Genomic DNA, 26,112 nt, shown 5'->3' with positions numbered 1-26,112 from the left:
AATCTGCAGGGAGATCAAAGAGCGGAGTCGAATCGCGTCTGCGGGGATGGACATTGGTACCATCCGCGGTCGAACTGGCCTGAACGCTGCAGGTCACAACCGACGTTTTCGATCAGGCACTCGATGACGAGGCCTTGAACGAAAGTCCGACTGCTCCGGCTTAACCTCCCGATGCCGAAGCCCCGGGCGGTGCAAGACCGCCCGGAAATATATCAAACCGAAATCAGCTTACTTGATGTAGCCGCCGCGGGTCATCTCGCGAGTCGCGATCGCCTGCGCCTGGCTCAAGGCCTGATCGACAGGCGTCGAACCGGAGAGCGCCGCTGCCATCTGCTGGCCAACAGCTGTACCGATGCCTTGGAATTCGGGAATAGCCGCGAATTGAAGGCCGTAATACGGCTTGTTGTCTGTCGGCTCCGGATTGGCATTGTTGATCGCGTCGATCGTTGCCTTCGCGAACGGCGCGGCGTCGAGATAGTTCTGGTTTTCGTAAAGCGACTGGCGCGTTCCAGGAGGCACGTTTGCCCAACCTTCCTTCTCGGCGACGAGCTGCGTGTATTCCTTGGATGTCGCCCAGCTGATGAACTTCTGCGCGGCTTCCTGCTTCTGGGAGCTGTTCGGAACGGCGAGCGACCAAGCCCACAGCCAGTTGTAGCCCTTGTTGGGACAATCTGGCGTTCCGCAGGGAGCTGCGCCGAACCCAACCTTGTCCGGGACCTGGCTCTGAGCAGGATCGGTCACGAAGGACGCGGCAACCGAAGCGTCGATCCACATCGCGCACTTGCCTTGGCCAAACAGCGAGAGGTTCTCGTTGAAGCCGTTCGATGCGGCGCCCGGAGGGCCGTATTTATTCATCAGATCGACGTAGAGCGTGATGGCCTTCTTCCAGCCTTCCGACTCAAACTGGGGCTGCCAGTTGGCGTCGAAATAATTCGCGCCGAATTCACGCGCCATATTGCCGAGGAAGCCCATGTTCTCGCCCCAGCCGGGCTTGCCACGCAGGCAGATGCCGTAGACACCATTGGCCTTGTCGGCGGTCTTTTCCGCAGCCTCCGCGATGAAGTCCCAAGTCGGCTGGTCCGGCATTTCGATGCCGGCCTTTTCGAAAAGGTCTGTCCGGTAAAGGGTCAGCACACTCTCTGCGTAGAAGGGCGCAGCGTAAAGCTTGCCATCAACGGAAAGCGCGTTCCGGATCGACGGAATCAGATCGTCCTTGTCGTAATTGTCGCCGAGATTATCGAGCGGCGCCAGCCAATCCTGCTTACCCCAGATCGGAACCTCGTAGGTGCCGATGGTCATGACGTCGAACTGACCACCGCTTGTGGCGATATCGGTCGTGACCCGCTGGCGGAGGATGTTTTCTTCGAGCGTGACCCAGTTCACCTTGATGTCCGGGTTCTTTTCTTCGAAGTCGCTCGTCAGGCCCTGCATGCGGACCATGTCCGAGTTGTTGACCGTACCAACTGTAATCGTGGTTTCCTGAGCGAGGGCGGTCGATGCGAGCAGCGAAAGGGCCGCCGCGCCGACTAGGCCACGTGCGTGTATCGTCATGAATTCCTCCCGTTTGAACTCCCGATTAGCAAGAGTCCATGGAAGGTTAGACCTGAAAAATCATGAATGCAAGGGATTTTTACGCGCGTAAAAATCTATGCGGATTTCCGGACCACCAAGCGGCCTTCGTACAGCGTCTGTGCGCGGGGCGTCTGGGCCCGACCGCCTTCGATCAGTGCAACGAGCGTTTTGACACTATTTGACGAAATCGCGTCGTAATCCTGGGCGACAGTGGTGAGTGCCGGGCAGGTAAAGCGCGAGAAGGGATGATCGTCATGGCCGGCGATCCTCAGATCGCAATCCGAGCCTGTTCCGACACGCTTGCCCTGTTCGTAGGCGGCCGCGAGAAGACCGATCGCCAGGCGATCGTTGCTGCACAAAACAGTCTGGGACGGCAGGCGGTTCTCGGCAATGAGCGCCCCGCCCTCGCGGTAGCCGATCTCCTCGAAATTCCAGTCGTTTCCGTCGATGCGGATCACCTGCGGTTCCTGATCGAGCCTTTCCATGGCCGAAACATAGGCATGTCTGCGATTGTCGACGTTCGGATTGATGGGCGGCATCTCGATAAAGCACGGCGGACTTCCTGTCCCGCACAGGTGCTCGACCATCATTGGAACCGATTGAGCATTGTCGAGCCCCACGAAGGCCGAACCGACGCCATCCAGGTTGCTGTCGAAGAGGACCGTCGGAACCGTGCTGGTGAAGCGCTCGATCGCAGAGCGATCCGACTGGAGGCCGAGCGGCGCGAACAAAAGCCCCGACACCTTCATGGCCTTGAGCGTGTCGAGCGCTTCGCCTTCGAGCGCCTGCGAGCCGTGAGAGCTGAACAGTGAAGGGGAAAAGCCTGCCTCTATCACCCGGTTTTCGATGTAGCGCGAGATCTCGGCGAAGAACGGATCGGCAAGATAGGGAACGACGATCCCGATCGTCTTGGTCAGCCGGCGGTTCTGGTTGACCGCATACATGTTGGGCCGAAACTGATAGCGGGCGATCGCCTTTTCGATGCGATCGCGAACGCCCGGCCGGACGCTTGCCGGATCGTTGAAATACTTCGATACCGTCGGCCGCGAGACGCCGCATCGAGCGGCAAATTCTTCCATGTTTCGGATCGGTCCCGTCGTCATCGCTCGCTCTGCGTTCGTATCCTGCCGAATCCCATATACCAGATAGACGCGATTATTCGCACGCAACTTTACGCGCGTAAATTCCTGCTTGCTGAATACACATCTCAGCGCATGATCGAACTTTTACATTCCAACCGGATTTCCTTGAGCACCGGGCCGCCCCGGAGGGCATTTTGGCAAGCGTAGCGTGAAAGATGGGCAGCGCGCCACCTTTGAGATTGGTGGGCAAGACGTGAACAATGAAGCCATGCCGGTACCAAGCGCGGGATTATCGAGCCGGCTGAAAGCCTGTCCGGCCGAAAAGAACTGCTGTTTCCGAGCTTGGCCGCTCATAGAATTTCCAATGGCTATCGGAACGGCTTTCCTCCCTCGGTAAAAATCCAGAGAGTGCGGCCTCAAAATTTTCCGCCTTGGTATCAGGTCATTTTGTTTACGTGTGCTGTCCCCTTGCCTTCACGTTCCGTCGGACATGGCGCTGCTTTGTCCGGGTTGACGCAGCGCCTTGCAGGCACAAAGACTTGCCAAGCCAAATGCTTTTACGGGACCAGAGACGCATGGACCACGGGATCTACAACGAGAACGGTGTCGCGGAGGGCCTGCCTCAGACGGCGCGCTATGCACCCATTTCGAGGATTTTCCACTGGGTCGTCGCGCTGATGGTCCTGGCAGTCTGGCCTCTCGGCATGGTCATCAAGTTCATCGCTCAAGATGAAAAGATGACATTTTACATGCTCCACGAGTCGTTCGGTTTTCTGATCCTGTGGATCATGCTCGCCCGTCTCGCGGTCCGGCTCGTTCGCGGGGCACCGGCTCACCCGCCAATGGAACTCTGGCAGAAGCGGCTCGCCGATACCGTGCATGTGCTGCTCTACATTGCCCTGATCGCCATGCCGATCTTCGGCTTCCTCGCAACCAATGCATTCGGGTTTCCGCTCAGCCTCTTCGGCGTGATCCCGATCCCATCCCCGATCGGCAAGGACAACGCGCTCGCGAATATCTTCATGACCGTGCATGTCACGCTCGGTTACACGATTCTCGTTCTCTTCCTTTTGCATATGGGCGGCATCCTGCAGCACCACATTCTCAAGAGAGACGCGACTCTTTACCGGATGACGTAGGTTTCGCGCTGTTCAGTGGGCAGGGATCGCAAGACAATCGCGATGTCCGACTCGCAGGGCCGCACCCTCGCGAGCCGCCTCGGCCCGGAACGAGAGCCATTCTTCGATGTCGTGATTTGAGATTTGCCCTCGCGCGGTTTCCGCAAAACCGGCATGGAAGGCATTCTGTAGATCGGCATCATCGGAGCCGAGAACCCAGTCGCTGCCCGCCGCGCGAACGGTGAAGCCTTCTGCCCGCAGGGCGTTCTCAAGCACCCCGGCCGCATCGCCGCCGAGGCCCCTTCCAAAGCCCTTGTCCTTTTTCTGGTCTCGCGCGAAGGCTGCCGCGATCACGTCGTCCAGCGCGTGCGGTTTTTCCCAGACGATCCGTCCGTCGACGGTGAGCGCCGCATAGAGGCCGACCGCGTTCCGGCGCAGAGCCTTTGCCAGTTCCGCAATATAGTCGGCGGAGACGAGATCGAAGAGCGCCGAGGCCGTGACGAGCCCAGCACTCGCAAAAAGTTCATCGACCGGATCTGCCAGATTGGCTTTCAGCATTGTCACGCGGTCCAATGCGGCTTCGGGCAGAGCCGCTCGTGCTCGCTCCAAAAGGACCGGATCATCGTCGACGAACACCCATTGGCGTCCCACCGCTGCGACGGGATCGAGAGCGCGGAACGTCGACCCGGTGCCGCAACCGAGATCGACGACTGGACAGGATGCGCCCTGAAGGTGATCGGCGGCAGAGGTCAGGAGACCGGCGTCGCGGGCCCGGCGATCAGCCGGTTCGCGAAGGGTCAGCCAATCGGCTTCGAAACCACTCATTGCCCCCCCTCCCGCAGAACCTCATCGACGACGAGGGCTGAATCGCGCCACTCAGGTAGAGCCTCGGCGGCCATTCTTGCGCCGGCAGATAAATCGGCTCTGAGCTCCGGGTCTCCGATCGTCCTGCGAAGCGCAACCGCCAGAGCAGCGGCGTCGCCGGGCTCGACCAGGAGGCCTGCGCTTTGCGGAACAACGTCGGGCACGGCCCCGCCCGTCGTTCCGACGATCGGCAGCCCATGGGAAAGCGCTTCGGCGAAGACCATCCCATAGCCCTCGTAAAGGGTGGCGAGGGCAAAGATGTCCGCTGAGGCGTATTCGTTCTCCAGCCCGTCCACGGAACCAGCCAATACGATCCGATCGTCCAGCCCGGCCCTAGAGATCTTCACTTTCAGTTCGGCCGCATGGGCCGGGTCGCTATCACCACCACCGATGATCCGGCACGTCCAGGAGAGTTCCTTCAGGCTGCAAAGCGCTTCGATCAGAATATCATGGCCCTTGCGCGGGATCAGGGTTCCGACCGAAAGAATAGCCGGCACATCGGCTTGGCGCGATCGTATTGGCTGCTTGTCGGTTCCCGGCAGCGCGACGGTGATCTGATCGGAGGCAACGCCGAAATCGCGCCTCAGGATGCGGGCCGTTTCCGGGCTCGTGACGATGATGCTGCGTGCAAAGCGAAGTGCTTGCCGCTCTTCTTCCGCAAGCGTTTCGGCTCGCTCCACGCTCAGTCCGGTTTCGAGCGACAACGGATGATGGATAAGCGCAACAACGTCCAGCCGCTTGGCTTCTGCCTCGAACAGCGCCGGTAACACGCTGTAGGCCATCCCATCGACAAGCACGGTCGAACCGTCCTCGATATCCCCGAAAAGCCGTGTCGCCGCGGCGATCTCGTCTTCCGAGGGGTGGGGAAAGCCCGCCGGCAGCTCCAAATGGCGGACCGTCCAGCCAAGGGCTTCCAGTTCTGCGAGCAGCCGACGATCATAGCCGTAGCCGCCGGTTCGCGTCTCTAAATCGCCGGGGATCGCGAAGATGACCGTTCGGGTCAAAGAGCGGCCTCATACCATGCACGGGCAACCTGGGATTCGTGCAAGCGGACCCGAAGCTTCGAGACCCGGCCGCCGGCATCGCCCATACGGCCTGCCGAGATCGCTTCGGCAATCATAGAGAAAATATGCCGGGCAAGGAATTCGGTCGTCGTCACCTTGCCCTTGAATTCGGCGATCTCGTCGAGGTTCTGATAGTTCAGCGGCTTCAGGACTTTGCTGAGAATATCGCTGGCCGCCCCGATATCGACGGCCAGACCGTCGTCATCGAGATCCTCAGTGAAGAAGGCGGCGTCCACGGTGAATGTCGCGCCGTGCATGCCCTGCGCCGGGCCGAATACCGGCCGAGGCAGAGAATGGGCAATCATGATGTGGTCGGTCACTTCGACAGCGAACATGGTGCGTCTTCTTTCTCAGTAGCGGATACGATGGCAAAGAACCTGCCGATCATTCAGGATGTCGAGATAGGTGTCTGCCAGCTCAGCGAAAGGCGTTTCGCCGGAAATCAGGACATCGAGACGCACGTCTTCCAGAAGCGATAGCGCAAGATCGAGCCTCCGGGCGTGCGTCCACCGGGCGCGATGGGAAGGAGATACCTGTCCGACCTGACTGCTGACGATCTGAAGGCGGCGCGAATGAAAGGCCGCCCCGAGCGGGACGGTTGCCGTGCGGGTGCCGTACCAGCTCGCTTCGACGATCCGTCCCTCAAAACCCGCCGCGCCGATGGCCGTCGTCAATCCGCCGTCCGAGCCAGTCGCGTGGATGACGACATCGCAGTCTTCCGGCGCGTCTTCCGGACCCGAAAAGATGAGACCCAGAGCCTTGGCGACATCCGCCTTCGCCGGATCGTGGTCGATAAGATAGGTCAGTGTGCCGGGAATTGCGGCCGCGACAAAGGCTGCCAGAAGCCCGACGACACCGGCACCGACGATCGCGACCCGGTCTCCCGGCTGAACGTTTCCGTCCCAGACGATGTTGATCGCCGTTTCCATGTTTGCGGCGAGAACAGCCCGCTCCATCGGCACGTCGTCGGGAATCGGCCGCAGGGCCTCGACGGGCACGACAAATTGATCCTGATGGGGATGAAGGCAAAAGATCCGCGATCCAGACCATCCGTCAGGCCCACTTTCAACGACCCCGGCGACGCTGTAGCCGTAGCTGACCGGGAACGGAAAATCTCCCGATTGGAAGGGCGCGCGCATTCGACCGAATTCGCTGGGCGGCACTTCACCCGCACTGACCAGACGCTCCGTACCGCGGCTGATCGCGCCGAAATGCGAAACGACAAGGGCTTCTCCTTCCGATAGTGGAGGAAGCGTCTCCTTGCGGAGGCGAGCCTCGTCCCTTGCTTCAAGCCATAGGGCGTTCGACGAGAGATGATCTGGCACGAATAAATCTTCCGGGATCTTTGGGGTTTGCAAGACCTGGGGGTCTGCTCACAGTTCCTTGGTAGGACCCGATATAGAAAGCAAAACCCTCAGGACACCCGACCTGTTGCAGGTGTCGCAGAGTGTCGCATTTGTCAAAGCACACCGACACCCCTACCTGAACGAGTCTGTGACAATCGGATGAATGCGGACTCTGCACCTATGTTGAAGACAGTCGAGACCAAGACTGGAGATACACCGAGCTTCCTCGATCCGTCCGATACCGCGAGACGCGATTGCGAAGTTGCGGCAGCCGAACTGCGGTTTGGTCGTCCCGTGATCCTCCACGCCGACGAAACCTATGTCGCCATCGCACTCGACACCGCTACCGCTCACGATTTCGGGCGCTTCGCGGCGGCCACTGACGAAGCCCATTCGCTTTTTCTGACTCCTGAGCGCTCTGAAGCATTGGCATTGGATGCCCCCGATGGCGCCCTCGTCCCACTGAAAGAGATGTCCTACGAGGAAGCCTGCGCGCTGGGCTACGAGCTCAACAGTCCGCAGCCGAAGGACTGGTCGGATGCACCGTCCTTTCTCAACGCATACAACGAGCTGTCCCGGCTGGCCCTGCTCCTTCCGGCGCTCGTCGTCGCACGCATCGACCCCAATGATGCAACCTTTGCCGGCGCGGCCGAAATCGCCATAGAGGACATCGAGGCAGCAGGAGACGCCGAAACCCGTTACGAAATCGTCGCACGGACGGTCGTGCCTCTTCGAGATGTGAAGAAAGCGGAGTTCGTTGTCTTTCGTGGCGGCTTGTCGCAGCGTGATCAGGTGGCGATCGTCGTGGGTGATCCTGACCTCGCGCGCCCCGTTCCCATCCGGATTCATTCGTCGTGCCTGACCGGAGATCTCTTCGGCTCTTTGAAATGCGATTGCGGCGATCAGCTCCGGGAGGGGCTTCGCCTTATCGAGATGCGCGGCGGCGGCGTTCTTTTCTATCTCGACCAGGAGGGTCGCGGCACGGGTATCGGCGCAAAGATGCGCGCATACGGATATCAATCCCATGGCCTCGACACGATCGACGCCGATGCGGCACTGGGATTTGGAGCGGACTCCCGCCGCTACGGTGCAGCGGTGGCCATGCTCAGGGCACTCGGTATCGCTTCGGTCGAGCTTTTGACAAACAATCCGAACAAAGCCGCATTCCTCGAAAAGGCAGGCATCTCGGTCACGCGCCGCACGGCCGTTCTCGGCGCTGTGACCGAAGAGAATCGCGGCTACCTGACGACGAAGGCCGAACGGGCGGGGCATACGTTTGACATCGGGGCGATCGCTTCGGCGCTGGTGAACAAGTGAGCGAACCTGGCCTGGCCGATCGGCCAATCACCACTCAATACGAAATCGGAAGGCTGAATGTCAGGGTCAGGCCGCTTTTGGTGGAGGCACTGACCGTCTTTTCCATCATCGGCCTTGCGCTTGGTGCGGCTGCCCCCGTCGCCATGTATTTGACAGGTTCCGATTGGCGCTTCGTCACGGTTGCCCTTGTGGTTTATATGGCCATCGTGGCGCTGGCTGCATTCGGGTTGCGGAACCATCCACACCGACACTTCGGTTTCGCCAACATGATCACCGTTTTTCGGGCGGCGCTCACCGCGATCGTCGCGGCATCGCTGATCGAAGCCAGTCGGCTCGGCTCTCAAGGCGAAACCGCGCTTTCCTGGGCGGTTGCAGCAATCGCAGCCTTGGCGCTTCTGCTCGATGGTCTGGACGGCTACGCGGCAAGGCGAAACGGGACGCAGTCTCGCTTCGGCGAGCGCTTCGATATGGAAGTCGACGCGCTTCTCATTCTTCTTCTTTCGGGGCTTGCTTTTGTCTCGGACAAGGCCGGGGCGTTCGTGATCCTGCTGGGTGCGATGCGATACGCCTATCTGGCGATCCACGCGCTTTTGCCGAAGCTTCCGAATACGCTCTCGCCGAGCTTTGCCCGCAAGGCCGTGTGCGTCATCCAGGTATCGGCCCTGTGCCTCATCGCAACGCCCCTCGTCGCGCCACCCGCGTCGAACATAATTGCACTCGGCGCCCTGGCCTTTCTGGTCTGGTCGTTCGGCCGCGATCTTCTATCGCAATTTCAACGATATCCGCGTCCTGACGGCGAGCGGTGGTAATGCCAGATCTTGTGGCGAGCCTCGGGCTCCTAAGATCGCTGGTTGTCTATCACGGCCAACCATGGCGTGTCATTCCGCTGCGCCGCTTCGTGCGCCAGCTCGTTCGTCCCGGATCGCTCGCCTTCGATATCGGTGCCCATGCGGGGAACCGATCGCTTGCGCTCGCGAAAGCCGGCGCGACGGTCATTGCACTGGAGCCGCAGCCTGCCTTTGCGAACATTCTTGACCGGATCGCTCGGGACCGGGACATAACCGTGCGCCGCGAGGCGGTGGGACGGGCTTCTGGCTCTGCAAGCCTCAGCATTTCGCGGCGACATCCGACCTTATCGACAACGGTCTCCGGCTGGCCGGAGCGCCTCGGCTCGGCGGCGGGCTTCGAGCGCGTGACGTGGGACGAGACAGTCGACGTTCCCGTAGTCACCCTGGATATGCTGATCGCGGATCACGGACTGCCGGACTTTACCAAGATTGACGTAGAAGGCAGCGAAGCCGACATCCTCGACGGCCTCTCCCAACCACTTCCCCTGGTCGCGTTCGAGTATCTTCCGGCGGCGATGGACATTGCCGAGCGCTGCCTCGATCGGCTCGCCGCACTCGGCGCGTACGAGTGCAATCTCGTTATCGGAGAGACGCAATATTTTGCCCGCACCGACTGGGTGCCGCTTTCTGCTTTTCGGCGAGTCCTGCACGAAGCGAGCAGATCCGGTGCGTCGGGTGATGTCTATGCCCGGCTGTCCGGTCTTGCGACCGATCGCAAGGAGCGATGACGTCGCTTTCCTCACGACGTGCGCCTGCCCCGCCGCAGCGGGTTCGGAAAGTCAAAAGCGAACAGTCCAGGCAGTGCGCCCGCCGTCGAAACGAGGCCGTAGAGCATACTCGCGGCAACGCCCTCGCTCGGCGCGTACCCAGCAAGCGGCCAGAGTGCGGCGGCGGCCGCTTCCCTGACGCCCCAGCCGCCGACGGAAACCGGCACGAGCATGGTGAGAAGGACGGGAGGGACGAAGAGCAGGATCTGATATAGATCGAGCGGCGCGCCGATAGCATAGCTCGCGAGGCCGAAGACGGCGAGATAAGCCGTAACGAGCGCAAACGACAGGACCAGCTGGTAAACCGCCTGCTTCGGGCGCAGGAAGGCAAGACGAAGCGCGGCTCCGAAACGCTGAAGAGCCTTGCGGACCCGGCCGTGAGCGACCGTTGCGATGACGAGCAAGACAGCGACGATCCCTGCTATGATCAGCGCGATCGTCTTGACGCCCGTCGCAGCCTCATCTGGCGCGTCTCCGCCGGTCATTGCCCAAATCGCCAAGCCAAGGGCGGCGACCAAAGCGAAGGCGAGCTGACCAGACGCACGCTCGAGGATCACAGCGTGGGCGGAGCGTTCCAGATCTCCCTTGCCGTGTTCATCGTGATGATTGCGGGCAATGCGCACCATGTCCCCGGATACGCCGCCAGGCAGCACGAGGTTGAGGAGCGAGGCTCCGTAATACTCGAAAATCGCCCGCTTCAGACCAAGGTGCTGACCTATGCTCAGGGCAGTCAGACGCCATCGGACAGCCGCAAGAACGATCTGGACCTGAACCAGAGCCAGCGCGACAATGAGCGGAACCGGTGAGGCACCGATGACAAGGTTAAACGCCGCACGGACATCGACGACCGACAGAAGGCCCGCCAACAGAGCGAGCGGCACGAAAATACGCAGCAGGAAGAATGGTCGCAGCAAGAAGGACAAACTTTTCGGTCGGATTGGCGCCTGAAGGCATAAACTCTCGCAGCAGGCAGCCGGATCGCCGAGAGATCGCCATGAATGACGATGAAGGCAAGTGCGGACAAGACCGGAAGGGGACAAAGCAACTTGAAAACGCGAGCCGACGGCACATCAGATGCAATACGAAAACGGGAACGCGGCGGACGTGGCAGGGTTCGCTTTCTCATCGGCTGTCTTCTACTTGGGGCTATCCTTCTTATGCCCGGACGGCCATCTGAGCTTCCTGTACCGGCAGACATCGCCTTTCCCCTCGAACTACTCGCCGTCGTCGGTCTTCTTCTCCTTTCCCGCAGCTGGCTGTTCCGGATAATTCTCACGGCGATCGTGGCAGCATCAGGCGCGCTTCTGTTCCTGAAGCTCGCCGATCTCGGCACCTACACGGCTTTCGGACGGCCCTTCAATCCGCTGCTCGACATGATCATCCTGCGCGATGGCTGGAACCTCCTCACCGGCACCGTTGGCCTTGCGGAAGCGCTTCTCACCATCGTCGCCTCTCTCGCCGTCTGGGTGGGGATCATCCTGCTCCTTGCCTACTGTCTTGCGGGCGCCGCCAGGATCGTATCAGCGCACGCGCGCGCTGTCGGTGGAGCAGCCGTTGCTCTCGCAGCCTTCGGTGCGGTGCTCACGTTCGTCGGACAATCGAACGACAAGACCGGAAAGCTCTTCGCGGCGGACAATACGCGGTTCGCAAGCGAGCGGATTGCACTCATCCGCAAAGCATCCGCCGACCTCATCGCATTTCAGAATTCGCTCGAAGACGACCCGATTGAGGACATCGCCGATACACCGCTGTTCGCCGCGCTCAAAGGACGAGACGTCTATGTCCTTTTCGTCGAATCCTACGGCCGGACGGTTCTGTCCGATCCCGAGTACCGGGCCGTGATCGAGCCCCGCCTTCAATCGGTCGAAAGCGCCCTCGCCTCTTCAGGTCACGAGGCGCGCTCCGGCTGGCTGACCTCGCCGACTGTCGGTGGCCAGAGCTGGCTCGCCCATGGCGCGCTGCTTTCCGGTCTGCCGACGACGGACCAGAACCGCTACGATCTGATGATCGCAAGCGAGAGAAAGAGCCTGAATGCGCTATTTAAGGGCAATGGCTGGCATGCCATCGCGGTGATGCCTGCGATCACGATGGATTGGCCGGAAAGCGGCTATTACGGCTATGATGCTGTTTATGCCGCCAATGATCTTGGCTACGAGGGTCTTCCCTACAATTGGGTCACGATGCCCGATCAGTACACGTTGACGGCGGCTCGGCGGATCGCGGACGCCGCAGATAAGCCGGTAATGGCCGAGATCGCGCTCATCTCGAGCCATGCGCCCTGGACGCCGATCGCCGAACTCGTGCCATGGGACAAGGTCGGCAATGGCGAGATCTTCAACGATCAGGCGACGGCCGGCGATCCGCCGTCCGTCGTATGGTCCACGCCGGAAAGCATCCGGGACCATTTCGTCCGTTCGATCGACTATTCTCTGGAAACGATCGGCTCGTTCATCGAGAAATTCGGCGATGGGGCGGTCTTCATCGTGCTCGGCGATCATCAGCCGGCACGCCTTCTGACGGGCGACGGCGCACCGCGTGACGTGCCGTTCCATGTCATCGCCAACGATCCGGAGATCCTGTCGCGGTTCGACGCACTCGGTCTGAATAAAGGCATGATCCCGGATGACAGCGTTGCCCCAAAACCCATGTGGGACATGCGCGAATATCTGGTTCGCGCACTGAGGGAGACCACCGACACACCTGAGTCGGCCAGCCACGCGCCTATGAAGCAGAGTGGATAGCGTTGTCAGCCGTCGGATCGATTGACCCGATCTGGGGGAGCCAGCGCAAGGACGGCAGGCTCGCCCCTCGAAATCGCGCGTCACCGACGCCACGTTCCAGACAACCGAACGAGCGCGCTTCAGGATCAGGGTGGAACGGATGACGGCACATTTTTCCTTCGACAACAGCTATGCGCGGCTGGGAGAGAGCTTTCACCAGCCGATCCTGCCGACGCCGGTGACGGCACCGCGCCTCCTCAAGCTCAATCGAACGCTGTGCGACGACCTTGGCCTCGGCGCGGATGCGCTCGATACGGAAGAAGGTGCCGAGATCCTCTCGGGCAATCGGCTGCCTTCCGGCGCCGATCCAATCGCGGCCGCCTATGCCGGCCATCAGTTCGGAAACTTCGTTCCGCAGCTTGGCGATGGGCGTGCGATCCTAATCGGCGAGATCATCGATAAACTAGGGCGACGCCGCGACATCCAGCTGAAAGGCAGCGGGCCGACCGCGTTCTCCCGCAGCGGCGATGGTCGAGCGGCCCTTGGTCCGGTCCTGCGCGAATATCTCGTCAGCGAGGCGATGGCCGCGCTCGGCATTCCGACGACCCGTGCACTTGCGGCCACCGCAACCGGGGACGCCGTCTACCGAGATGCCGTGTTACCGGGGGCAATCCTGACGCGTGTTGCCTCCAGCCATGTGCGGGTGGGCACCTTCCAGTTTTTCGCAGCGCAAGGCGACGAGTCCGCCATACGCCAGCTCGCCGATTACGCCATAGAGCGCCACTATCCGGAAGCTGCGGGAGCGAGCAATCCGTACCCCGCTTTTTTCGAGGCTGTCGCCATGCGCCAGGCGAACCTAGTCGCGAGGTGGATGCATGTCGGCTTTATCCATGGCGTGATGAATACTGATAACATGTCGATTGCCGGCGAGACGATCGATTACGGACCCTGCGCCTTCATGGACAGCTACGACCCGGCCACGGTCTTTTCCTCAATCGATCGGCAGGGGCGCTACGCATACGGAAACCAGCCGAGCATCGCGAGCTGGAATCTCGCGCGCCTCGCCGAGTGTCTTCTTCCGCTTTTCGATCCCGACCAGAACAACGCCGTCAAAATAGCGGAAGAGATCCTTTCGAGCTTCGCGGCGGCATTCGAAAACGCCTATCTGAATGGCTTCCGCTCAAAGATCGGCCTGCAGACCTCGCAACCGGAGGATGCAGAGCTGATCAACGAGCTTCTTGCCCTGATGAAGCACAAGAGGGCTGATTTCACTCTCACCTTCCGCAGGCTTGGTCAGGCCGCGGAGGGAGAGGATGGATCTTTGCGCGCGTTGTTCGAGGGTCCGTCCGGCCTTGATGAGTGGCTGGTTCACTGGCGTCAGCGCCTCGCGACCGAGCCGATGGACGCGGGCGAGCGGCGGGCTTTAATGGACGGGATGAATCCGACCATTATACCGCGCAACCACTTCGTCGAGGAGGCGCTCGCTTCAGCCCTCGCGGGTGATTTAGCCCCCTTCGAGCGGATGAACGACGCTCTCGCCAAGCCTTATGAGGACCGGACAGACTTTGCCGAACTGTCAGCTCTGCCGCCGGCTCGCGAGATACCCTACCGAACCTTCTGCGGAACCTGAGCTGGGACAGCGCGGGCAGTCAAACGGCCTTGGCAAACGTCTTCGGCAGGTTATCTGGCATCAGCGCGAGAATCCGTGGCCAAGCCGCTTCGAAGGCTTCAACGCAAGCCGGGTCGAAATGGCTGCCGCTGCAGGCGAGTATCTCGTCATAAGCCTTTTCAACCGGCCAAGCGGCCTTGTAGGGCCGCTCGGAGCATAGTGCATCAAAAACGTCCGCAAGGGCGACGATGCGGCCCTCAATTGGTATATCCTTGCCGGAGAGGCCTCTGGGATAGCCGCTTCCGTCCCACTTTTCGTGATGGGTCTCGGCCACCTCGGCCGCGACGCGGACTACCTCGGTGGACGCATCGCCCAGGATCGCCGCTCCGATATCGACATGCTGACGCATGATCGACATTTCCTCGGCACTCAGCCGTCCAGGCTTTTTAAGGATGGCATCGGGCGTGCCGATCTTGCCGATGTCATGAAGCGGCGCAGCGAGATAGAGGATGCGTGCGCGTTCGGTCCCGAGGCCCAAGGTCTCGGCCATGAGACGACAGATCTCGGCGACGCGCGAAACATGATCGCCGGTGGTTCCATCTCTGTATTCGACGGCGCGGGCCAGCCGCCATATGATCTCCTCCTCACGCGCAACAAGTGACGCCGTTGCCTTCTCGACCTCGGCGGAAAGCTCATCGGCGCGCTCGATGAGCTCAATCTGAGCTTGTCTGAGAGCAAGAAGATTGCGGACGCGCGCCTGCAACTCGATCCAGTCGAAGGGTTTGGTGAGGAAATCGGTGGCACCAGCCTGGATGGCACGGCGCTTGAGGTCCGGATCGATGGTCGATGTGATCATGATCATCGGCACAAGCCGGTAGGTTTCGAGGGATCGCAGGGCCTCGACGACTTCGACGCCATCCATCTTCGGCATGATATAGTCGATGAGGATCAAGTCGAACTGCTTTTCCGCACATGTTTGGAGCGCGCACATCGGATCCAGGCTGATTTCTGCGACGAGGCCAGGAATCTCTTCGATCTTGCCCGCAACGGCCATTGCGATGGATCGACTATCGTCGATAGTTAACACACGCACTGTAGCAGCCCCTGTTCATCGATGCCCCGCCCGTTTTTCGTTTCATACCTAGGAACGCTTAATTGTGAGCGGGACGGGAAAAGCCCGCGATAATTTATTCACTCCATTTCTTTATTTTCTGTGAGTTGCCGCCTTAAGAGCCAGCGGCTTTGACCAACATGGCTCAGATTGAGCTGAACGTGAAGACCGAACGACAACAAAGCTATCAACCGTTATGGTAGCAATTTGGTGATGCCCTAAGCCGGCGGAAATGCTCCTGTTCTGAATAACAATGAGGCTGTCTGAAGAATCGGATGGCGGAACTTCTTGAATTTTTGAATATCGAGTATCGGCGTTCGGCGCCGTAAATGTTCGGCCAATCTCGCTCTGCACTGCTATCAACAGGCGCTTTGGCCTATCCGATCCGAACCGAGCGAGGCGGCACCAGAGACGGCCGTGGCGTGGGCGGTAGACTGCCTTCCGATCAGGACATCACACCTCTGGATATCTGCTGCGAACCGGAAGCCGACGCGTCACCCCCTCGCCCACGACAGCGAGCTGAAACTGAAAGCCTCATTCTTTCAAAAAGTTTTCAACTAAGCTTACAACATTTCAATTCATGAAAATTTTAATTAAATCCAAGTATAAAAGTTTTTCTTTGACTCATTGATTTGATAAAACTCTTGGTTCATATACGCACTGCATCCATGTCTTTCATGCAACGTCTACAAGATGTTAAACGCGGTGCAGCATCGAACTGCAGACTCGCTGGAAGTGTTAAGGGTATATGCGTCCATGGACGGTCTTCGTTCACCACTTTCGACCATGCGTGTTGCGCTCGTTCATTATTGGCTGGTCGAGATGCGCGGGGGCGAAAAGGTTTTGGAAGCATTTGCACGCATGTTTCCGAATGCAGACATTTTCACCCTCGTCTGCGACCATGACAAGCTTTCGCCGACCCTTCGCAGACACAGGGTGACGACGTCGTTTCTTCAGAAAATTCCCGGCGCGACGAAGAGCTATACGCAGCTTCTGCCGCTCATGCCGTTCGCACTCGAGCAGTTCGATCTTCGCTCATATGATCTCGTCATATCGAGCGAATCCGGTCCGGCGAAGGGCGTCGTGACGCGTCCGGACGCCTTCCATCTCTGCTACTGCCACACGCCGATGCGGTATATGTGGGATCACTATCACGAATATTACGAAAGCGCTGGCCGACTTGCCCGTATCGGAATGTCGCTGACCGGCCCACTGATCCGAAACTGGGACGTCAACTCCGCAGCGCGCGTCGACCACTTCGTTGCCAATTCCAATCATGTCGCCCGCCGGATCCGGCGCTACTGGCGCCGGAATGCCGAAGTGATCTATCCACCGGTCGCGGTGGATCATTTCACACCCGGCACCGCCAAGTCCGACTTCTACCTCGTCGCCGGTCAGCTCGTTTCCTACAAACGGGTCGATCTTGCGGTCCGCGCCTTCACGGCAATGAACAAGAAGCTGGTCGTCATCGGCGGAGGTCCCGAGGAGAAATTTCTCAGAAATATCGCAGGGCCTAGCGTCAGTTTTCTCGGCCGTCAGCCAGACCATGTCCTCAAAGACCATTTCCAGCGATGCCGCGCCCTCGTATTTCCGGGGGAAGAGGATTTCGGCATCGTCCCAGTCGAGGCAATGGCCGCCGGCCGACCGGTCATCGGCTATGCCCGGGGTGGACTTCTGGAAACCGTTTCCTCTCCAGAATACGGCACTCTCTTCGACGAGCAGAGTGTCGAAGCGCTGACGAACGCGGTCGAGAGTTTTGAAAAGCGAGAGCCTTCGTTCGATCCAGCGGCGATACGGCGCGGGGCGATGCGCTTCGACGAGGCAAGCTTCGAAAGGCGGATACGGCAGACGCTTGAGCGTCGCCTGTTCCCGGACCATGCAGGCGACGAGGCGGTGTTCGACGCGCGCTCCGGAGATGTCCGCGCCACTTCATCTCGTGAGCCACGAATGGCCGCCATCCATGAGTGACCTGAGCAACCCGACCCCGTTTTTGAACGGCAGATTTCAGGATCGGCGCACCGGCCGCAAACCAGGGCTGTTCCGTGATCGGCGCAAAGGCGACCGCCGCAAGGCCGCGCACTGGTGGAAGAGACCGATCGACATCACAGTGGCGATTGTCGCCATCGTCTTTTTCGCGCCGGTTTTCTTGCTGATCGCTCTCGCGCTCCTCATCAGCGATGGTAGGCCGGTTTTTTACCGGCACAAGCGTCTCGGCAAGGGCGGACAATCGTTCGACTGTCTCAAATTCCGGACCATGCGGTGCGACTCCGACGCAATCCTTGTCCGTCTTCTCGCAGAACAGCCCGCGATCGCCGAAGAATGGGCGACAACGCGCAAGCTTTCGAACGATCCCCGCATCCACAGGGTGGGTAATATCCTTCGTCGCTCCAACCTCGACGAGCTACCGCAGCTGATCAACGTCATCAAAGGCGAGATGAGCCTCGTCGGACCGCGCCCGATCGTGGAGGCGGAAGTTGACCTCTATGGCGAAGGGTTCTTCGCCTATCAGGCCGTTCGGCCAGGAATAACAGGTCTGTGGCAGGTGAGCGGACGCAACACCCTCACCTACGAGACACGGGTGGATTTGGACGCCAGCTACGTCAAACAGCTTTCTCTGAGCAACGATCTCATCATACTCATCAAGACCGTTCCGATCGTTCTTCTGGCAAAGGGCGACTACTCGAAATGAGTTGGATCGACGACCGGGCGAGCGGCATTGGATGCAGGACGAAAAGCGCACAAGCTTTCGAGCGGCGCGCTCCAGACTTGTCTCAGCCCAGGAGCAACACGGCGACGGCAATCCAGAAAAGGATGCAGAAAGCGATCGCGAGAATACGGATCGTCGGACCCGACATCGTCTCACCCCTGTCGCGCTTCCGCCTCGCCGTGGATCTGAAGACAGGCTCGAAGCGCCCAGCAGCGATGGTTCGCGCCGGTAACTTTGCCGAATCCACTGTCATTTTCGTGTCCTTTGCCGCAGCGTTCACGACAAAAGTTATGCAGTCCAGATCTTACCGAGGCCTTAATGCCCTGTCTGGCTCTGTCGTCAAAGCCTGTCGCGGCAAGCTCGCGTCGATCGAATCCTTCGCCATTCCCAAAAATTACGCCCCGAGCAATCTGTCTGCGCGGCTGACCCTCGCCATGTGGGCTCTCCTCATCGCTGGCACGGCAGAGGCATCACCGCGTCAGGGCCAACTCGACATCGAACATTTCGCGCTTCGCTTTTCCGCAGAATTCAACGACGAACAGGATCTGAACGAGAAATTTATCAATCACTTTCGGCGCTGGGGCAACCTCAGAACCCTTACAGGAAACGAGGAGCAGCAACTCTACGTCGACCGTACCTATCTCGACGCGGTGGACCTTGGCGATGTCGCGGCGCCCTTCGAGGTTAGGGACGGCAATCTGGAGATCATCGCACAGCCGACCCCCGAGTCGGCGCGCGAGCGGATTGACCTCCCCTACATCTCTGGCCTCGTGACGACCGAGGAGTCGTTCGCGCAGACCTACGGGTATTTCGAGATTCGCTGCCGTATGCCGGCCGGTCAAGGACTTTGGCCAGCGTTCTGGCTCGTCGGCCTGACCCATGACGACGCGCTGGCGATCGAAATCGACATCTTCGAGATGCTGGGTCACGAGCCTGAGCGGATCTATCACTCAATCCACACCAACGATCTGGGAATAGAGTGGGGCAAGGAGTCGGGCGGCCTCGATCCGACCGCGGGATTCAACACCTACGGCGTCGATTGGCAGAAAGATTATGTCGACTTCTACGTCAATCGCGAGCGCATAGCGCGGGCAGAGGTCAGCCTGCCCGGACCAGCGTACATGATCGCCAATCTGGCGGTTGGCGGCAACTGGGGCGGCAATCCAGACGAAACGACCGAGTTTCCGGCTAGGCTTCTGATCGACTACATCCGCGCCTACGAACGGATAGACCCGTGAGCCGTTTTCTCATCCAGTCGGACGAACGCGCATCTCAAAGCGCAAACGGAATCGTGTGCTCGCGCTCGCCTGTCCCTGCCTGTGCCGGCAGGTTCATCACCTATCCCCTCGAAACATCGCACCCGACCCGAGGCGCGTCCACTAACGATCGCCGACGTGGCAGAACCTGGAGTGCCCAATGAGCATCAAGGCGGAAGTCATCATTCCGAGCCTCGGACGGCTCGAAGTCCTGATCTCGACACTGGCCGCGATCCGGCGGCTCTATCCTGAGCTTCCCATTCGTGTGGCCTTGCAGGGAGAAGATCGAAGAGACGTGCTTTACCGCACGATGGGGAGCGCGAACTTCACAGTCGACTACCGGGAGACCCCCGCGCTCATCCCTGCCCTCAACGACGCGATCAGACGATCACCAGCCGAGATCTGCATCCTGCTCGATGACGACGCCACGCCGTGCGACGGTTGGCTGGAAGCCCATCTAGGCACGATGAGCGAGCATCCGGAAGCCGCATACTGCTACGGGCGCGAGGTTAACACCACGCGCTGGCGCTCACCAATGTCCGAACTCGCACGCATGGGATCTGAAGCTGTATTCGGGCTGTTCCTGCCTCGCGAAACCAAGCTACGCGGCCGCATTGTGGGATGGACGAATGGCCTTGGCGTGGTGTTCGGAAACTTCTTCCTGCCAGGCTCCTGCGTGATCAATGCGCCTGCGGAGGGCAATCTCGCCATCCGCCGCGATCTCTTTCTGGAAAGCGGAGGTTTTGACGAGCGCTTTCGCGGAAATGCCTGGGGCTACGGGCCTCAATGGGGGCTGAGACTGGCGGCCAGGGGCCATTATGGTCGTTACTGCGGCGACGCGATCATGATCCACCGCCAGCATGCCTCGGGCGGCACGCGCTCGGCGCAGCGCAAAGTCTGGTATCAGGACTATGTCGCAAACAACCGTCTGATGTGGGCCGAAGTCGGTCCTTTCGGATGGATCGGTGCGATGCCGCGCCTCCTTCGCCGGTATTTCATCCTATGATCGTTTTGGCCATCCGGCGCGGTTGTCTCCCGCCTCTGTCAAGGCAGATCTGCGACGGCGAGCCATTGTCATCGTCTCCGGGAACGCCTCGGCGCCGCCAGCCCGTGCGGCAAAGCGGAGAGGCTGAATGACCGCAAATTTCGAAGAGCCGTTTGACTCCGGGTCCACGATCACACCCGCGAAAAAGCCGGCAGCGCCTCAGAAGAAGCCAGCGAGCGCGATCGGCTGGGCGGCCGTCGGCTTCTGGAGCGGCCAGCTCATCTCGCTCGGAACTTTCCTCGTCCTCGTGACGATCCTTGCCCCGATCGATATCGGGCATTTCGCGCTTGCGCTCATCGTCCAGATGTTCATCGGGGCATTTGTCGACAAGGCGATGGGCGAAGTCGTCATTCAGCGGTCCGATCCGAGCGAGGAGATGCTTTCGACGGCCTTCTTCATGGATGTCGGTCTCGCCATCATTCTGGTTGCGTCCGCGTTCGTGTTGGCACAGCCCATCGCATCTCTGCTCGGCTCGCAGGATCTTGTACCGGTGTTGCGGGTTTTGGTGTTCGCAACGCTTCTCGGCACACTCGGCAATATTCCACTTGCGATCTTGGAGAAGCGCCTCGACTTTCAACGCTCGATCAAGATTGCCGTCGCTGCGCAAATCATTGCCGGGGCGAGTGCGATCGCACTGGCACTCCTCGGATGGGGCATCTGGGCACTGGTCGCCAACCAGATTGTCGTGACCTTTCTGAAGTCTGGCCTCGCATGGATCGGCGCAGGTTGGCGGCCAAGATTGATATTCCGCTTCTCGATTGCGCGCACGCTGTTTGCCTTCTGGGCCAATACGATCGCGTTCCGCCTCACCTATTTCGCGCGCTACAATACCGATCGGCTCATTATCGGGATGGTCCTCGGCCCGACCATTCTCGGATTTTACGCCATCGCGCATCGGGTGGTTGAGACCGTCAACGACACATTTTGCGAAGGGGTGGCGAAATCGATCCTTGCGGTTCTCAGCCCGCTTCAGAAGGATCGCGACCAGGTCGCCGATGTCTTGCTGATCTATGCGCGGAACACCGCGATCCTGGCCTTTCCGATTTTCGTCGGGCTTGCCCTCATCGGACCGGATCTCATCATTCTCATGTTCGGTGAACGATGGTCCGAAGCGGCCTTCATCCTTCCTTATCTGTCGGTCGCAGGCCTCGCGTTTCTGATGGTCTACCTTTTCGGTATTTCCTTCCGTGCAATCGGTTGTGCGCACGTCAATTTCTGGATGTTTGCAACCGCGGTCATATTCGACGCGATCATCCTCGTCACCCTGCTCCCCATCGGTCTCTACGTATGCCTCATGGCGCTCGTCGTGCGGGCCTGGCTTTATCTCCCCGTGGCTGCCGTGGTCTTCAGTCGGCTCTTCGGTCGGCCGATCGGCGAGATCGCCCTCACCCTGTCGGCAGGCGCGATCGGAGGCGCGGCGCTTGCTCTGGTTCTCCTCCTGCTTTCGAGTATGCCGACGATCGACGATCTGGAGAGGCCGATGCACTTTGCCTTTCTGTTTGCGATCAGCGGCGTTCTGTATCTCGCCTTCATCGCCCTCTTCGCACGATCCTTCATAATCCAAGCGATTGAATTCACGCAGCAATCCGTCGGCATCCCACCCTCGTGGAGGAAACGCAATGCATAGCTCCAGGACCAGCATGAACGGCACCATGATCGGGATCTACGATCGTTGCGAAGAGATTGCGGACCAGTGGAAGGATCTTGAAGCTTCAGGCGCGGCGACACCGTTCCAGTCTCATGCGTTCGTCTCGACGCTCCTGGAGACGGTCGGGAAGGCTAAGGGCGCGGTCCCGCGCATCGTCCTTGTCAAGGACGGCTCCGGGAAACCACAGATGATCCTTCCGCTCGTTCTCGTCGAAAACGGCGGCATGACGACATTGACGGCGCCTGACTTCAAGGTGGCCGACTATTTCGCTCCCGTGATCGATCGGGGTTTTGCCGAGGCGATGACGCCAAGCCGCTTTCTCGGACTTTGGCAAATGATCGAGGAGCTCGTCGGTCCATTCGATGTCGTCGAGCTTCCGAAGATGCCTGCCGAAATCGAGGGTGTTCGCAATCCTCTTCTCGCCCTTTCCACGACGATCCACGAAATGGCTTTTGCCACCGATCTGTCGGAAGGCTTCGAGAGTTATCAAAAGAGCCGGTCGAAGAATCTGCTGAAATATCTTGGCCGAAGGCGACGTGGCCTGGAGCGCCGAGGGGAGCTCAGCTATTCGCCTGCTCGATCGAAGCAGGAAGCATGCGATATCATTGCACGGGTCGTCGAATTCAAATCGAAACGCTACCGCGACACGGGCGTGAAGGATTTGTTCGACGAGCCTGCTTATGCGGCATTTTATACGAAGCTGGCGGCGAACCAATGGGATGGTCTGGCCCATATGGCTGCCATCTCTTTCAATGGCGAACCAATCTCCATGAGCTTCAATATCCGGCGCGGCGACTGGATCTGCATGCTGTTGTCGGCCTTCGACGCGGATCGGTTCCCGCGTGAGTCGATCGGTCTGCTTTATCTCCAGGACACGCTCGCCTGGTGTGCAGACAACCACGTCCGTCTCCTGGACTTCACCTGGGGCGACGAGGCCTACAAATTCTCCTGGGAAAACCATCGGATCGCGCTGCACCGCGCGCGATATGCGGCCACACTTCGGGGTCGTCTTCACTGTTCGCGAATAAACGGGATCGAATGGACGCGGCGGCGGGTTAAAGCGGCCCTTCGAACCAGTCCCGTCATGTTGGAGAATGCGAAGAAACTCCGCAAACACATCAACGATGCTGTGGCCCGCCGAGGCGCAAAATCCGGGATGGCGGACAAATGAGTGCCGCGGGGTTGCAGCAGAGCGCCCGGGAGGGGCATCAGATTCAGCCGGAACAAGCCCGGCCTACCAAAGCGCCATCGGTCGCATCGCACAGGTTGATCGGCTTCCTCAACGGTCTTTCCGGCGTTCCTCCCCTCTCACACCTCGTCGACAGACGTTACGGCGGCAAGGGTCTCGCCGTCATGCTGCATCGGATCGTGCCGTCGGCGAGCGACCATCTCTACCAAGACATCTGTTTCGAGACGAAAGCGCTGGATGGGGTGCTGTCCTACTGCCGACGCGAGCGCATCGACATCGTCACGATGGACGAGGCTCTTGTCCGTCTTTGCGACGAGGACGATCATCGCCGCTTCGTCGTCTTCACCTTCGACGACGGATACCGGGACAATCTATCCCACGCTCTGCCGCTTTTCGAACGACATGCTGCGCCGTTCAGCGTCTATGTCACGAGCGGGATGATCGAGCGGACATTGAACTATTGGTGGGAGGGCCTGAAGCTTCTCGTCCGGCGCAATGCCAGCGTTCATTTCGATTCCCTGCGACTAACATTGGCCAGCCGGACATTTAAGGAGAAGTGCGCAGCCTTGCGGGTGATGACCCGCTGGGTGGAAGACGATGTGACGGACCGTCGGGCCCTGCTCGCACCAACCTTCGATCGCCACGACATCAGGCCTCAAGATCTTCTCGATCAGGATGCGCTCTCGGCAGAAGAACTCCGGACCCTCGCGCAAAGCCCACTGGTGACCATCGGCGGACATACGGAGACCCACCGCCCGCTCTCCGGTCTCGACGAGCGGGCGGTGAGAACAGAGATTTGCGGCAATCGAAATTTTCTCGTCGAGGTAACGGGCCAGGAAGTGGCGCATTTCAGCTATCCCCATGGAGATCCGAAATCCTGCGGGCCGCGGGATGCGGAAATCGTGAAGGCCTCGGGCTTCAGATCCGGTCTCAGCACGCGAAAGGGAAGCCTCTTTGCCGATCATGGCGAGGCCCCGTTCCTTCTTCCGCGTGGATCACTCAACCCCAACCGGAATGCAGTTTCCGATCTGGCGGCCCAGAAGCGCGGAGCGCATCGGTGTCTCACGTCGCGCGGCGGTCAACCGATCATGGCCGACACAATTCAAGTAAAGGCTCGCAAAAGCCATCATTTTTAGTCAATCTTTAAGCGTTAATTATGAGTTAACACTTTGTTTGCCTCTTTCAACCTCGATATATATTTGGTTGGAAAGCATATTCTGGATTTTTGCTTGAGTCGGTCCGCTCCGCAGATCGACACAACGCGCGCAGCCCCGGGGCCGACGGGACCTTATCGGAGTTGCATCAGGCGGGTCTAAACCGGTTCCAGTCTCGAAGGGGAGATGGGCGATGAGGATGAGCAGAACGAAAGAGGATCAGGCGACACAGCAGATCTCCGTCTTTGCCCTGGTCCTGCGCGGTCTCCGGCGATGGCCGATCCTCGTTGCGAGCCTGGCGATCGCGTTGGCGCTCGCCGCAGCTTACATCGTCGTGACCGAACCGACTTACACAGCCACATCTCTGATCGAGGTTACCGGAGAGAGCGGCGATGCCATTGCTGAACGGACAGCGGGCAACACCTATCAGGCGACGGAAGTCGTTCAGACCCAGATTGAAGCGATTCGCGCTCCGCGCGTCGTCAACCTCCTGATCAAGCAGCTCTCTCCGAACGAACTCGAAAAGCTGGCGCCAGAGCGCCCTACTTTGCGCGATCGATTGCAGGTCCTCTTCGGCATGAAGCAGCGCTCGTTGAGCGAGGCTCAGAACGAGATTCGCATTAAGCAGACGATCTCTGAAGCGATTTCGGTCTCGCAAATCGGCCTCACGGCCATCGTCAGGATCGCCTTCACCTCCGAAGACCCGGAACTTGCGGCAAAGGTCGCGAACGACATAGCCGCGATTGCCGTCGAACAGGCCAAGGGCCGCGCAGCGACTGTCAACGCGGATGCGGTCTCGCCGCTATCGTTCGAGGTCCAGGGCCTTAGGGAAGAACTGCAACTCCAGCAGGAAGAGGCCCGCCGGTTCCGCGAAGACAACAATCTCTTCGGTGAAGGCGGGTCAACGGCTCTCGTCCAGCAGCTCGCCTCGCTCAACCGCAAGCTTGCCGAGGTCCGTGGTAACGAAGCCGAGATGCAATCTCGGATCGGGATGCTCAACTCTGTTTCGCCCGAAACCTCGGACGCCGCCTCGACGGTGCTGTCCTCGCCCTCCGTACAGCAGCTGAAAAGCCGCCGCTCGGCTCTCGCCGCCGAACTGAACAGTGCAAGCACAAGCCTTGGGGAGCGACACCCGCGTATCAAGCGTCTGCGATCTCAGCTCGAAGAGATCGATGCCGGCCTGCGCGCCGAAACCGACACCGTCGTTTCGTCGATGCGTCAGACGGCGTCTGCAAGCTCTGACGAACAGCGCCGCATCCTGCAATCGATCACGAAGATCGAAAACCGGATCGCCACGGCAGAACGAAATGAACTCAAGGCCTCTGAACTCGATCGTCGGGCCGATGCGACGGCGACGGTCTATTCCGAACTCCTGAAGCGCGAGACGATGCTTGAGCGCATCCAGAAGGCCGATCTCTTCGTTGCCGGTATCAGGGTCATCTCGTCCGCAGAGCCTCCGTTCGAGCCGACCCATCCGAAATCCATTCTCGTTCTCACCCTTGCTGGCACGATCGGCATCCTGGTCGGTCTCGTTCTCGTCATCGTCACCGAGCAGCTTGCGGCCGCGAGCCGTCAGCCCCGCACGGTGCCGAAGACGCCGTCAGACTCATCCAGACGCGATCACGGTTATGCCGAGGACGGTGCTCGTCTGAGACGCTCGCTTCGCGAAACCATCGCGGCGGCCGAGTGATGATC

The 26,112-nt window shown here is 59.9% G+C and carries 22 protein-coding genes; 14 read left to right on the top strand and 8 right to left on the bottom strand.

Going from position 1 to position 26,112, the window contains the following annotated elements; genetic code table 11:
- Positions 1-228: 228 nt before the first annotated feature.
- Positions 229-1,551: an ABC transporter substrate-binding protein gene (locus tag ABDX79_RS02880; RefSeq protein WP_346218737.1), complete on the bottom strand. Its 1,323-nt coding sequence runs from the start codon at positions 1,549-1,551 to the stop codon at positions 229-231.
- A gap of 95 nt (positions 1,552-1,646) precedes the next feature.
- A complete protein-coding gene (locus ABDX79_RS02875; RefSeq protein WP_346218736.1) occupies positions 1,647-2,675 on the bottom strand; it encodes a LacI family DNA-binding transcriptional regulator in 1,029 nt (342 codons plus the stop codon).
- Positions 2,676-3,229: 554 nt separating this feature from the next.
- Between ABDX79_RS02875 and ABDX79_RS02870 the strand changes: the two genes are divergently transcribed.
- Positions 3,230-3,793, top strand: a complete 564-nt coding sequence (locus tag ABDX79_RS02870; protein ID WP_346218735.1) for a cytochrome b — start codon at positions 3,230-3,232, stop codon at positions 3,791-3,793.
- 12 nt (positions 3,794-3,805) lie between these two features.
- Here ABDX79_RS02870 and ABDX79_RS02865 read toward each other — a convergent pair whose 3' ends face one another.
- Genes ABDX79_RS02865 through ABDX79_RS02850 form a run of 4 tightly spaced genes read right to left on the bottom strand, consistent with a single transcriptional unit; the run spans position 3,806 to position 7,025 of the window.
- A complete protein-coding gene (locus ABDX79_RS02865) occupies positions 3,806-4,597 on the bottom strand; it encodes a class I SAM-dependent methyltransferase (protein ID WP_346218734.1) in 792 nt (263 codons plus the stop codon).
- Complete coding sequence (locus ABDX79_RS02860) at positions 4,594-5,640, bottom strand: glycosyltransferase family 4 protein (protein WP_346218733.1); 1,047 nt, start codon at positions 5,638-5,640, stop codon at positions 4,594-4,596. The genes ABDX79_RS02865 and ABDX79_RS02860 overlap by 4 nt, the downstream gene beginning before the upstream one ends.
- On the bottom strand, positions 5,637-6,035 hold the full coding sequence (locus tag ABDX79_RS02855; protein WP_346218732.1) for a 6-pyruvoyl trahydropterin synthase family protein: 399 nt from the start codon (positions 6,033-6,035) through the stop codon (positions 5,637-5,639). Before ABDX79_RS02855 ends, ABDX79_RS02860 begins: the two co-directional genes overlap by 4 nt.
- A 15-nt stretch (positions 6,036-6,050) precedes the next feature.
- Entirely contained in the window at positions 6,051-7,025 is a 975-nt protein-coding gene (locus ABDX79_RS02850; RefSeq protein WP_346218731.1) for a zinc-dependent alcohol dehydrogenase, read from the bottom strand.
- A 201-nt stretch (positions 7,026-7,226) separates the two neighbouring features.
- On the opposite strand from ABDX79_RS02850, the gene ribA reads away from it, so the two are divergent.
- From ribA to ABDX79_RS02835, 3 genes are read left to right on the top strand one after another with little or no spacing between them, the layout of a single operon-like run.
- On the top strand, positions 7,227-8,363 hold the full coding sequence (gene ribA, locus ABDX79_RS02845; protein ID WP_346218730.1) for a GTP cyclohydrolase II RibA: 1,137 nt from the start codon (positions 7,227-7,229) through the stop codon (positions 8,361-8,363).
- Positions 8,360-9,172, top strand: coding sequence for a CDP-alcohol phosphatidyltransferase family protein (locus ABDX79_RS02840; protein ID WP_346218729.1), 813 nt, complete (start codon positions 8,360-8,362; stop codon positions 9,170-9,172). The genes ribA and ABDX79_RS02840 overlap by 4 nt, the downstream gene beginning before the upstream one ends.
- Positions 9,172-9,939, top strand: coding sequence for an FkbM family methyltransferase (locus tag ABDX79_RS02835; RefSeq protein ID WP_346218728.1), 768 nt, complete (start codon positions 9,172-9,174; stop codon positions 9,937-9,939). The genes ABDX79_RS02840 and ABDX79_RS02835 overlap by 1 nt, the downstream gene beginning before the upstream one ends.
- A gap of 11 nt (positions 9,940-9,950) precedes the next feature.
- Here ABDX79_RS02835 and ABDX79_RS02830 read toward each other — a convergent pair whose 3' ends face one another.
- Positions 9,951-10,892, bottom strand: coding sequence for a lysylphosphatidylglycerol synthase transmembrane domain-containing protein (locus ABDX79_RS02830; RefSeq protein WP_346218727.1), 942 nt, complete (start codon positions 10,890-10,892; stop codon positions 9,951-9,953).
- Positions 10,893-11,135: 243 nt separating this feature from the next.
- On the opposite strand from ABDX79_RS02830, the gene ABDX79_RS02825 reads away from it, so the two are divergent.
- Together ABDX79_RS02825 and ABDX79_RS02820 are read left to right on the top strand one after the other, a co-directional pair.
- Positions 11,136-12,719, top strand: a complete 1,584-nt coding sequence (locus ABDX79_RS02825; RefSeq protein ID WP_346218726.1) for a sulfatase-like hydrolase/transferase — start codon at positions 11,136-11,138, stop codon at positions 12,717-12,719.
- Positions 12,720-12,858: 139 nt separating this feature from the next.
- Positions 12,859-14,328, top strand: a complete 1,470-nt coding sequence (locus ABDX79_RS02820; protein ID WP_346218725.1) for a protein adenylyltransferase SelO — start codon at positions 12,859-12,861, stop codon at positions 14,326-14,328.
- A gap of 19 nt (positions 14,329-14,347) precedes the next feature.
- On the opposite strand, the gene ABDX79_RS02815 is transcribed toward ABDX79_RS02820, so the two are convergent.
- Complete coding sequence (locus ABDX79_RS02815) at positions 14,348-15,400, bottom strand: HD domain-containing phosphohydrolase (RefSeq protein ID WP_346218724.1); 1,053 nt, start codon at positions 15,398-15,400, stop codon at positions 14,348-14,350.
- 774 nt (positions 15,401-16,174) lie between these two features.
- Between ABDX79_RS02815 and ABDX79_RS02810 the strand changes: the two genes are divergently transcribed.
- The 8 genes from ABDX79_RS02810 (at position 16,175) to ABDX79_RS02775 (ending at position 26,107) form a co-directional block, all read left to right on the top strand.
- Positions 16,175-17,386 (top strand): glycosyltransferase, encoded by a 1,212-nt coding sequence (locus tag ABDX79_RS02810; protein ID WP_346218723.1) that lies wholly within the window; start codon positions 16,175-16,177, stop codon positions 17,384-17,386.
- On the top strand, positions 17,379-18,107 hold the full coding sequence (locus ABDX79_RS02805; RefSeq protein ID WP_346218722.1) for a sugar transferase: 729 nt from the start codon (positions 17,379-17,381) through the stop codon (positions 18,105-18,107). Before ABDX79_RS02810 ends, ABDX79_RS02805 begins: the two co-directional genes overlap by 8 nt.
- 122 nt (positions 18,108-18,229) lie before the next feature.
- Positions 18,230-19,363 (top strand): glycoside hydrolase family 16 protein, encoded by a 1,134-nt coding sequence (locus tag ABDX79_RS02800; RefSeq protein WP_346218721.1) that lies wholly within the window; start codon positions 18,230-18,232, stop codon positions 19,361-19,363.
- A gap of 178 nt (positions 19,364-19,541) precedes the next feature.
- A complete protein-coding gene (locus ABDX79_RS02795; protein ID WP_346218720.1) occupies positions 19,542-20,387 on the top strand; it encodes a glycosyltransferase family 2 protein in 846 nt (281 codons plus the stop codon).
- A 127-nt stretch (positions 20,388-20,514) separates the two neighbouring features.
- The gene (locus ABDX79_RS02790; RefSeq protein ID WP_346218719.1) at positions 20,515-22,053 is read left to right on the top strand and encodes a lipopolysaccharide biosynthesis protein; all 1,539 of its coding nucleotides are present in this window, start codon (positions 20,515-20,517) and stop codon (positions 22,051-22,053) included.
- Positions 22,046-23,245, top strand: a complete 1,200-nt coding sequence (locus ABDX79_RS02785) for a GNAT family N-acetyltransferase (RefSeq protein WP_346218718.1) — start codon at positions 22,046-22,048, stop codon at positions 23,243-23,245. Before ABDX79_RS02790 ends, ABDX79_RS02785 begins: the two co-directional genes overlap by 8 nt.
- Positions 23,242-24,399, top strand: a complete 1,158-nt coding sequence (locus ABDX79_RS02780) for a polysaccharide deacetylase family protein (RefSeq protein WP_346218717.1) — start codon at positions 23,242-23,244, stop codon at positions 24,397-24,399. Before ABDX79_RS02785 ends, ABDX79_RS02780 begins: the two co-directional genes overlap by 4 nt.
- Before the next feature lie 217 nt (positions 24,400-24,616).
- Positions 24,617-26,107, top strand: coding sequence for a GumC family protein (locus ABDX79_RS02775; RefSeq protein ID WP_346218716.1), 1,491 nt, complete (start codon positions 24,617-24,619; stop codon positions 26,105-26,107).
- Positions 26,108-26,112 lie beyond the last annotated feature (5 nt).

It is taken from the genome of Fulvimarina fulva (assembly GCF_039652615.1).
Taxonomy (GTDB): Bacteria; Pseudomonadota; Alphaproteobacteria; order Rhizobiales; family Rhizobiaceae; genus Fulvimarina.
This window is presented reverse-complemented; position numbering and strand designations above follow the sequence as displayed.

Excerpts from the sequence above, each read along its gene's own strand:
- ABDX79_RS02880 (WP_346218737.1), bottom strand. The coding sequence starts at position 1,551 with ATGACGATACACGCACGTGGCCTAGTCGGCGCGGCGGCCCTTTCGCTG.
- ABDX79_RS02875 (WP_346218736.1), bottom strand. The coding sequence starts at position 2,675 with ATGACGACGGGACCGATCCGAAACATGGAAGAATTTGCCGCTCGATGC.
- ABDX79_RS02870 (WP_346218735.1), top strand. The coding sequence starts at position 3,230 with ATGGACCACGGGATCTACAACGAGAACGGTGTCGCGGAGGGCCTGCCT.
- ABDX79_RS02865 (WP_346218734.1), bottom strand. The coding sequence starts at position 4,597 with ATGAGTGGTTTCGAAGCCGATTGGCTGACCCTTCGCGAACCGGCTGAT.
- ABDX79_RS02855 (WP_346218732.1), bottom strand. The coding sequence starts at position 6,035 with ATGTTCGCTGTCGAAGTGACCGACCACATCATGATTGCCCATTCTCTG.
- ribA (WP_346218730.1), top strand. The coding sequence starts at position 7,227 with ATGTTGAAGACAGTCGAGACCAAGACTGGAGATACACCGAGCTTCCTC.
- ABDX79_RS02835 (WP_346218728.1), top strand. The coding sequence starts at position 9,172 with ATGCCAGATCTTGTGGCGAGCCTCGGGCTCCTAAGATCGCTGGTTGTC.
- ABDX79_RS02825 (WP_346218726.1), top strand. The coding sequence starts at position 11,136 with ATGCCCGGACGGCCATCTGAGCTTCCTGTACCGGCAGACATCGCCTTT.
- ABDX79_RS02820 (WP_346218725.1), top strand. The coding sequence starts at position 12,859 with ATGACGGCACATTTTTCCTTCGACAACAGCTATGCGCGGCTGGGAGAG.
- ABDX79_RS02810 (WP_346218723.1), top strand. The coding sequence starts at position 16,175 with ATGGACGGTCTTCGTTCACCACTTTCGACCATGCGTGTTGCGCTCGTT.
- ABDX79_RS02805 (WP_346218722.1), top strand. The coding sequence starts at position 17,379 with ATGAGTGACCTGAGCAACCCGACCCCGTTTTTGAACGGCAGATTTCAG.
- ABDX79_RS02800 (WP_346218721.1), top strand. The coding sequence starts at position 18,230 with ATGCAGAAAGCGATCGCGAGAATACGGATCGTCGGACCCGACATCGTC.
- ABDX79_RS02795 (WP_346218720.1), top strand. The coding sequence starts at position 19,542 with ATGAGCATCAAGGCGGAAGTCATCATTCCGAGCCTCGGACGGCTCGAA.
- ABDX79_RS02790 (WP_346218719.1), top strand. The coding sequence starts at position 20,515 with ATGACCGCAAATTTCGAAGAGCCGTTTGACTCCGGGTCCACGATCACA.
- ABDX79_RS02785 (WP_346218718.1), top strand. The coding sequence starts at position 22,046 with ATGCATAGCTCCAGGACCAGCATGAACGGCACCATGATCGGGATCTAC.
- ABDX79_RS02780 (WP_346218717.1), top strand. The coding sequence starts at position 23,242 with ATGAGTGCCGCGGGGTTGCAGCAGAGCGCCCGGGAGGGGCATCAGATT.
- ABDX79_RS02775 (WP_346218716.1), top strand. The coding sequence starts at position 24,617 with ATGAGCAGAACGAAAGAGGATCAGGCGACACAGCAGATCTCCGTCTTT.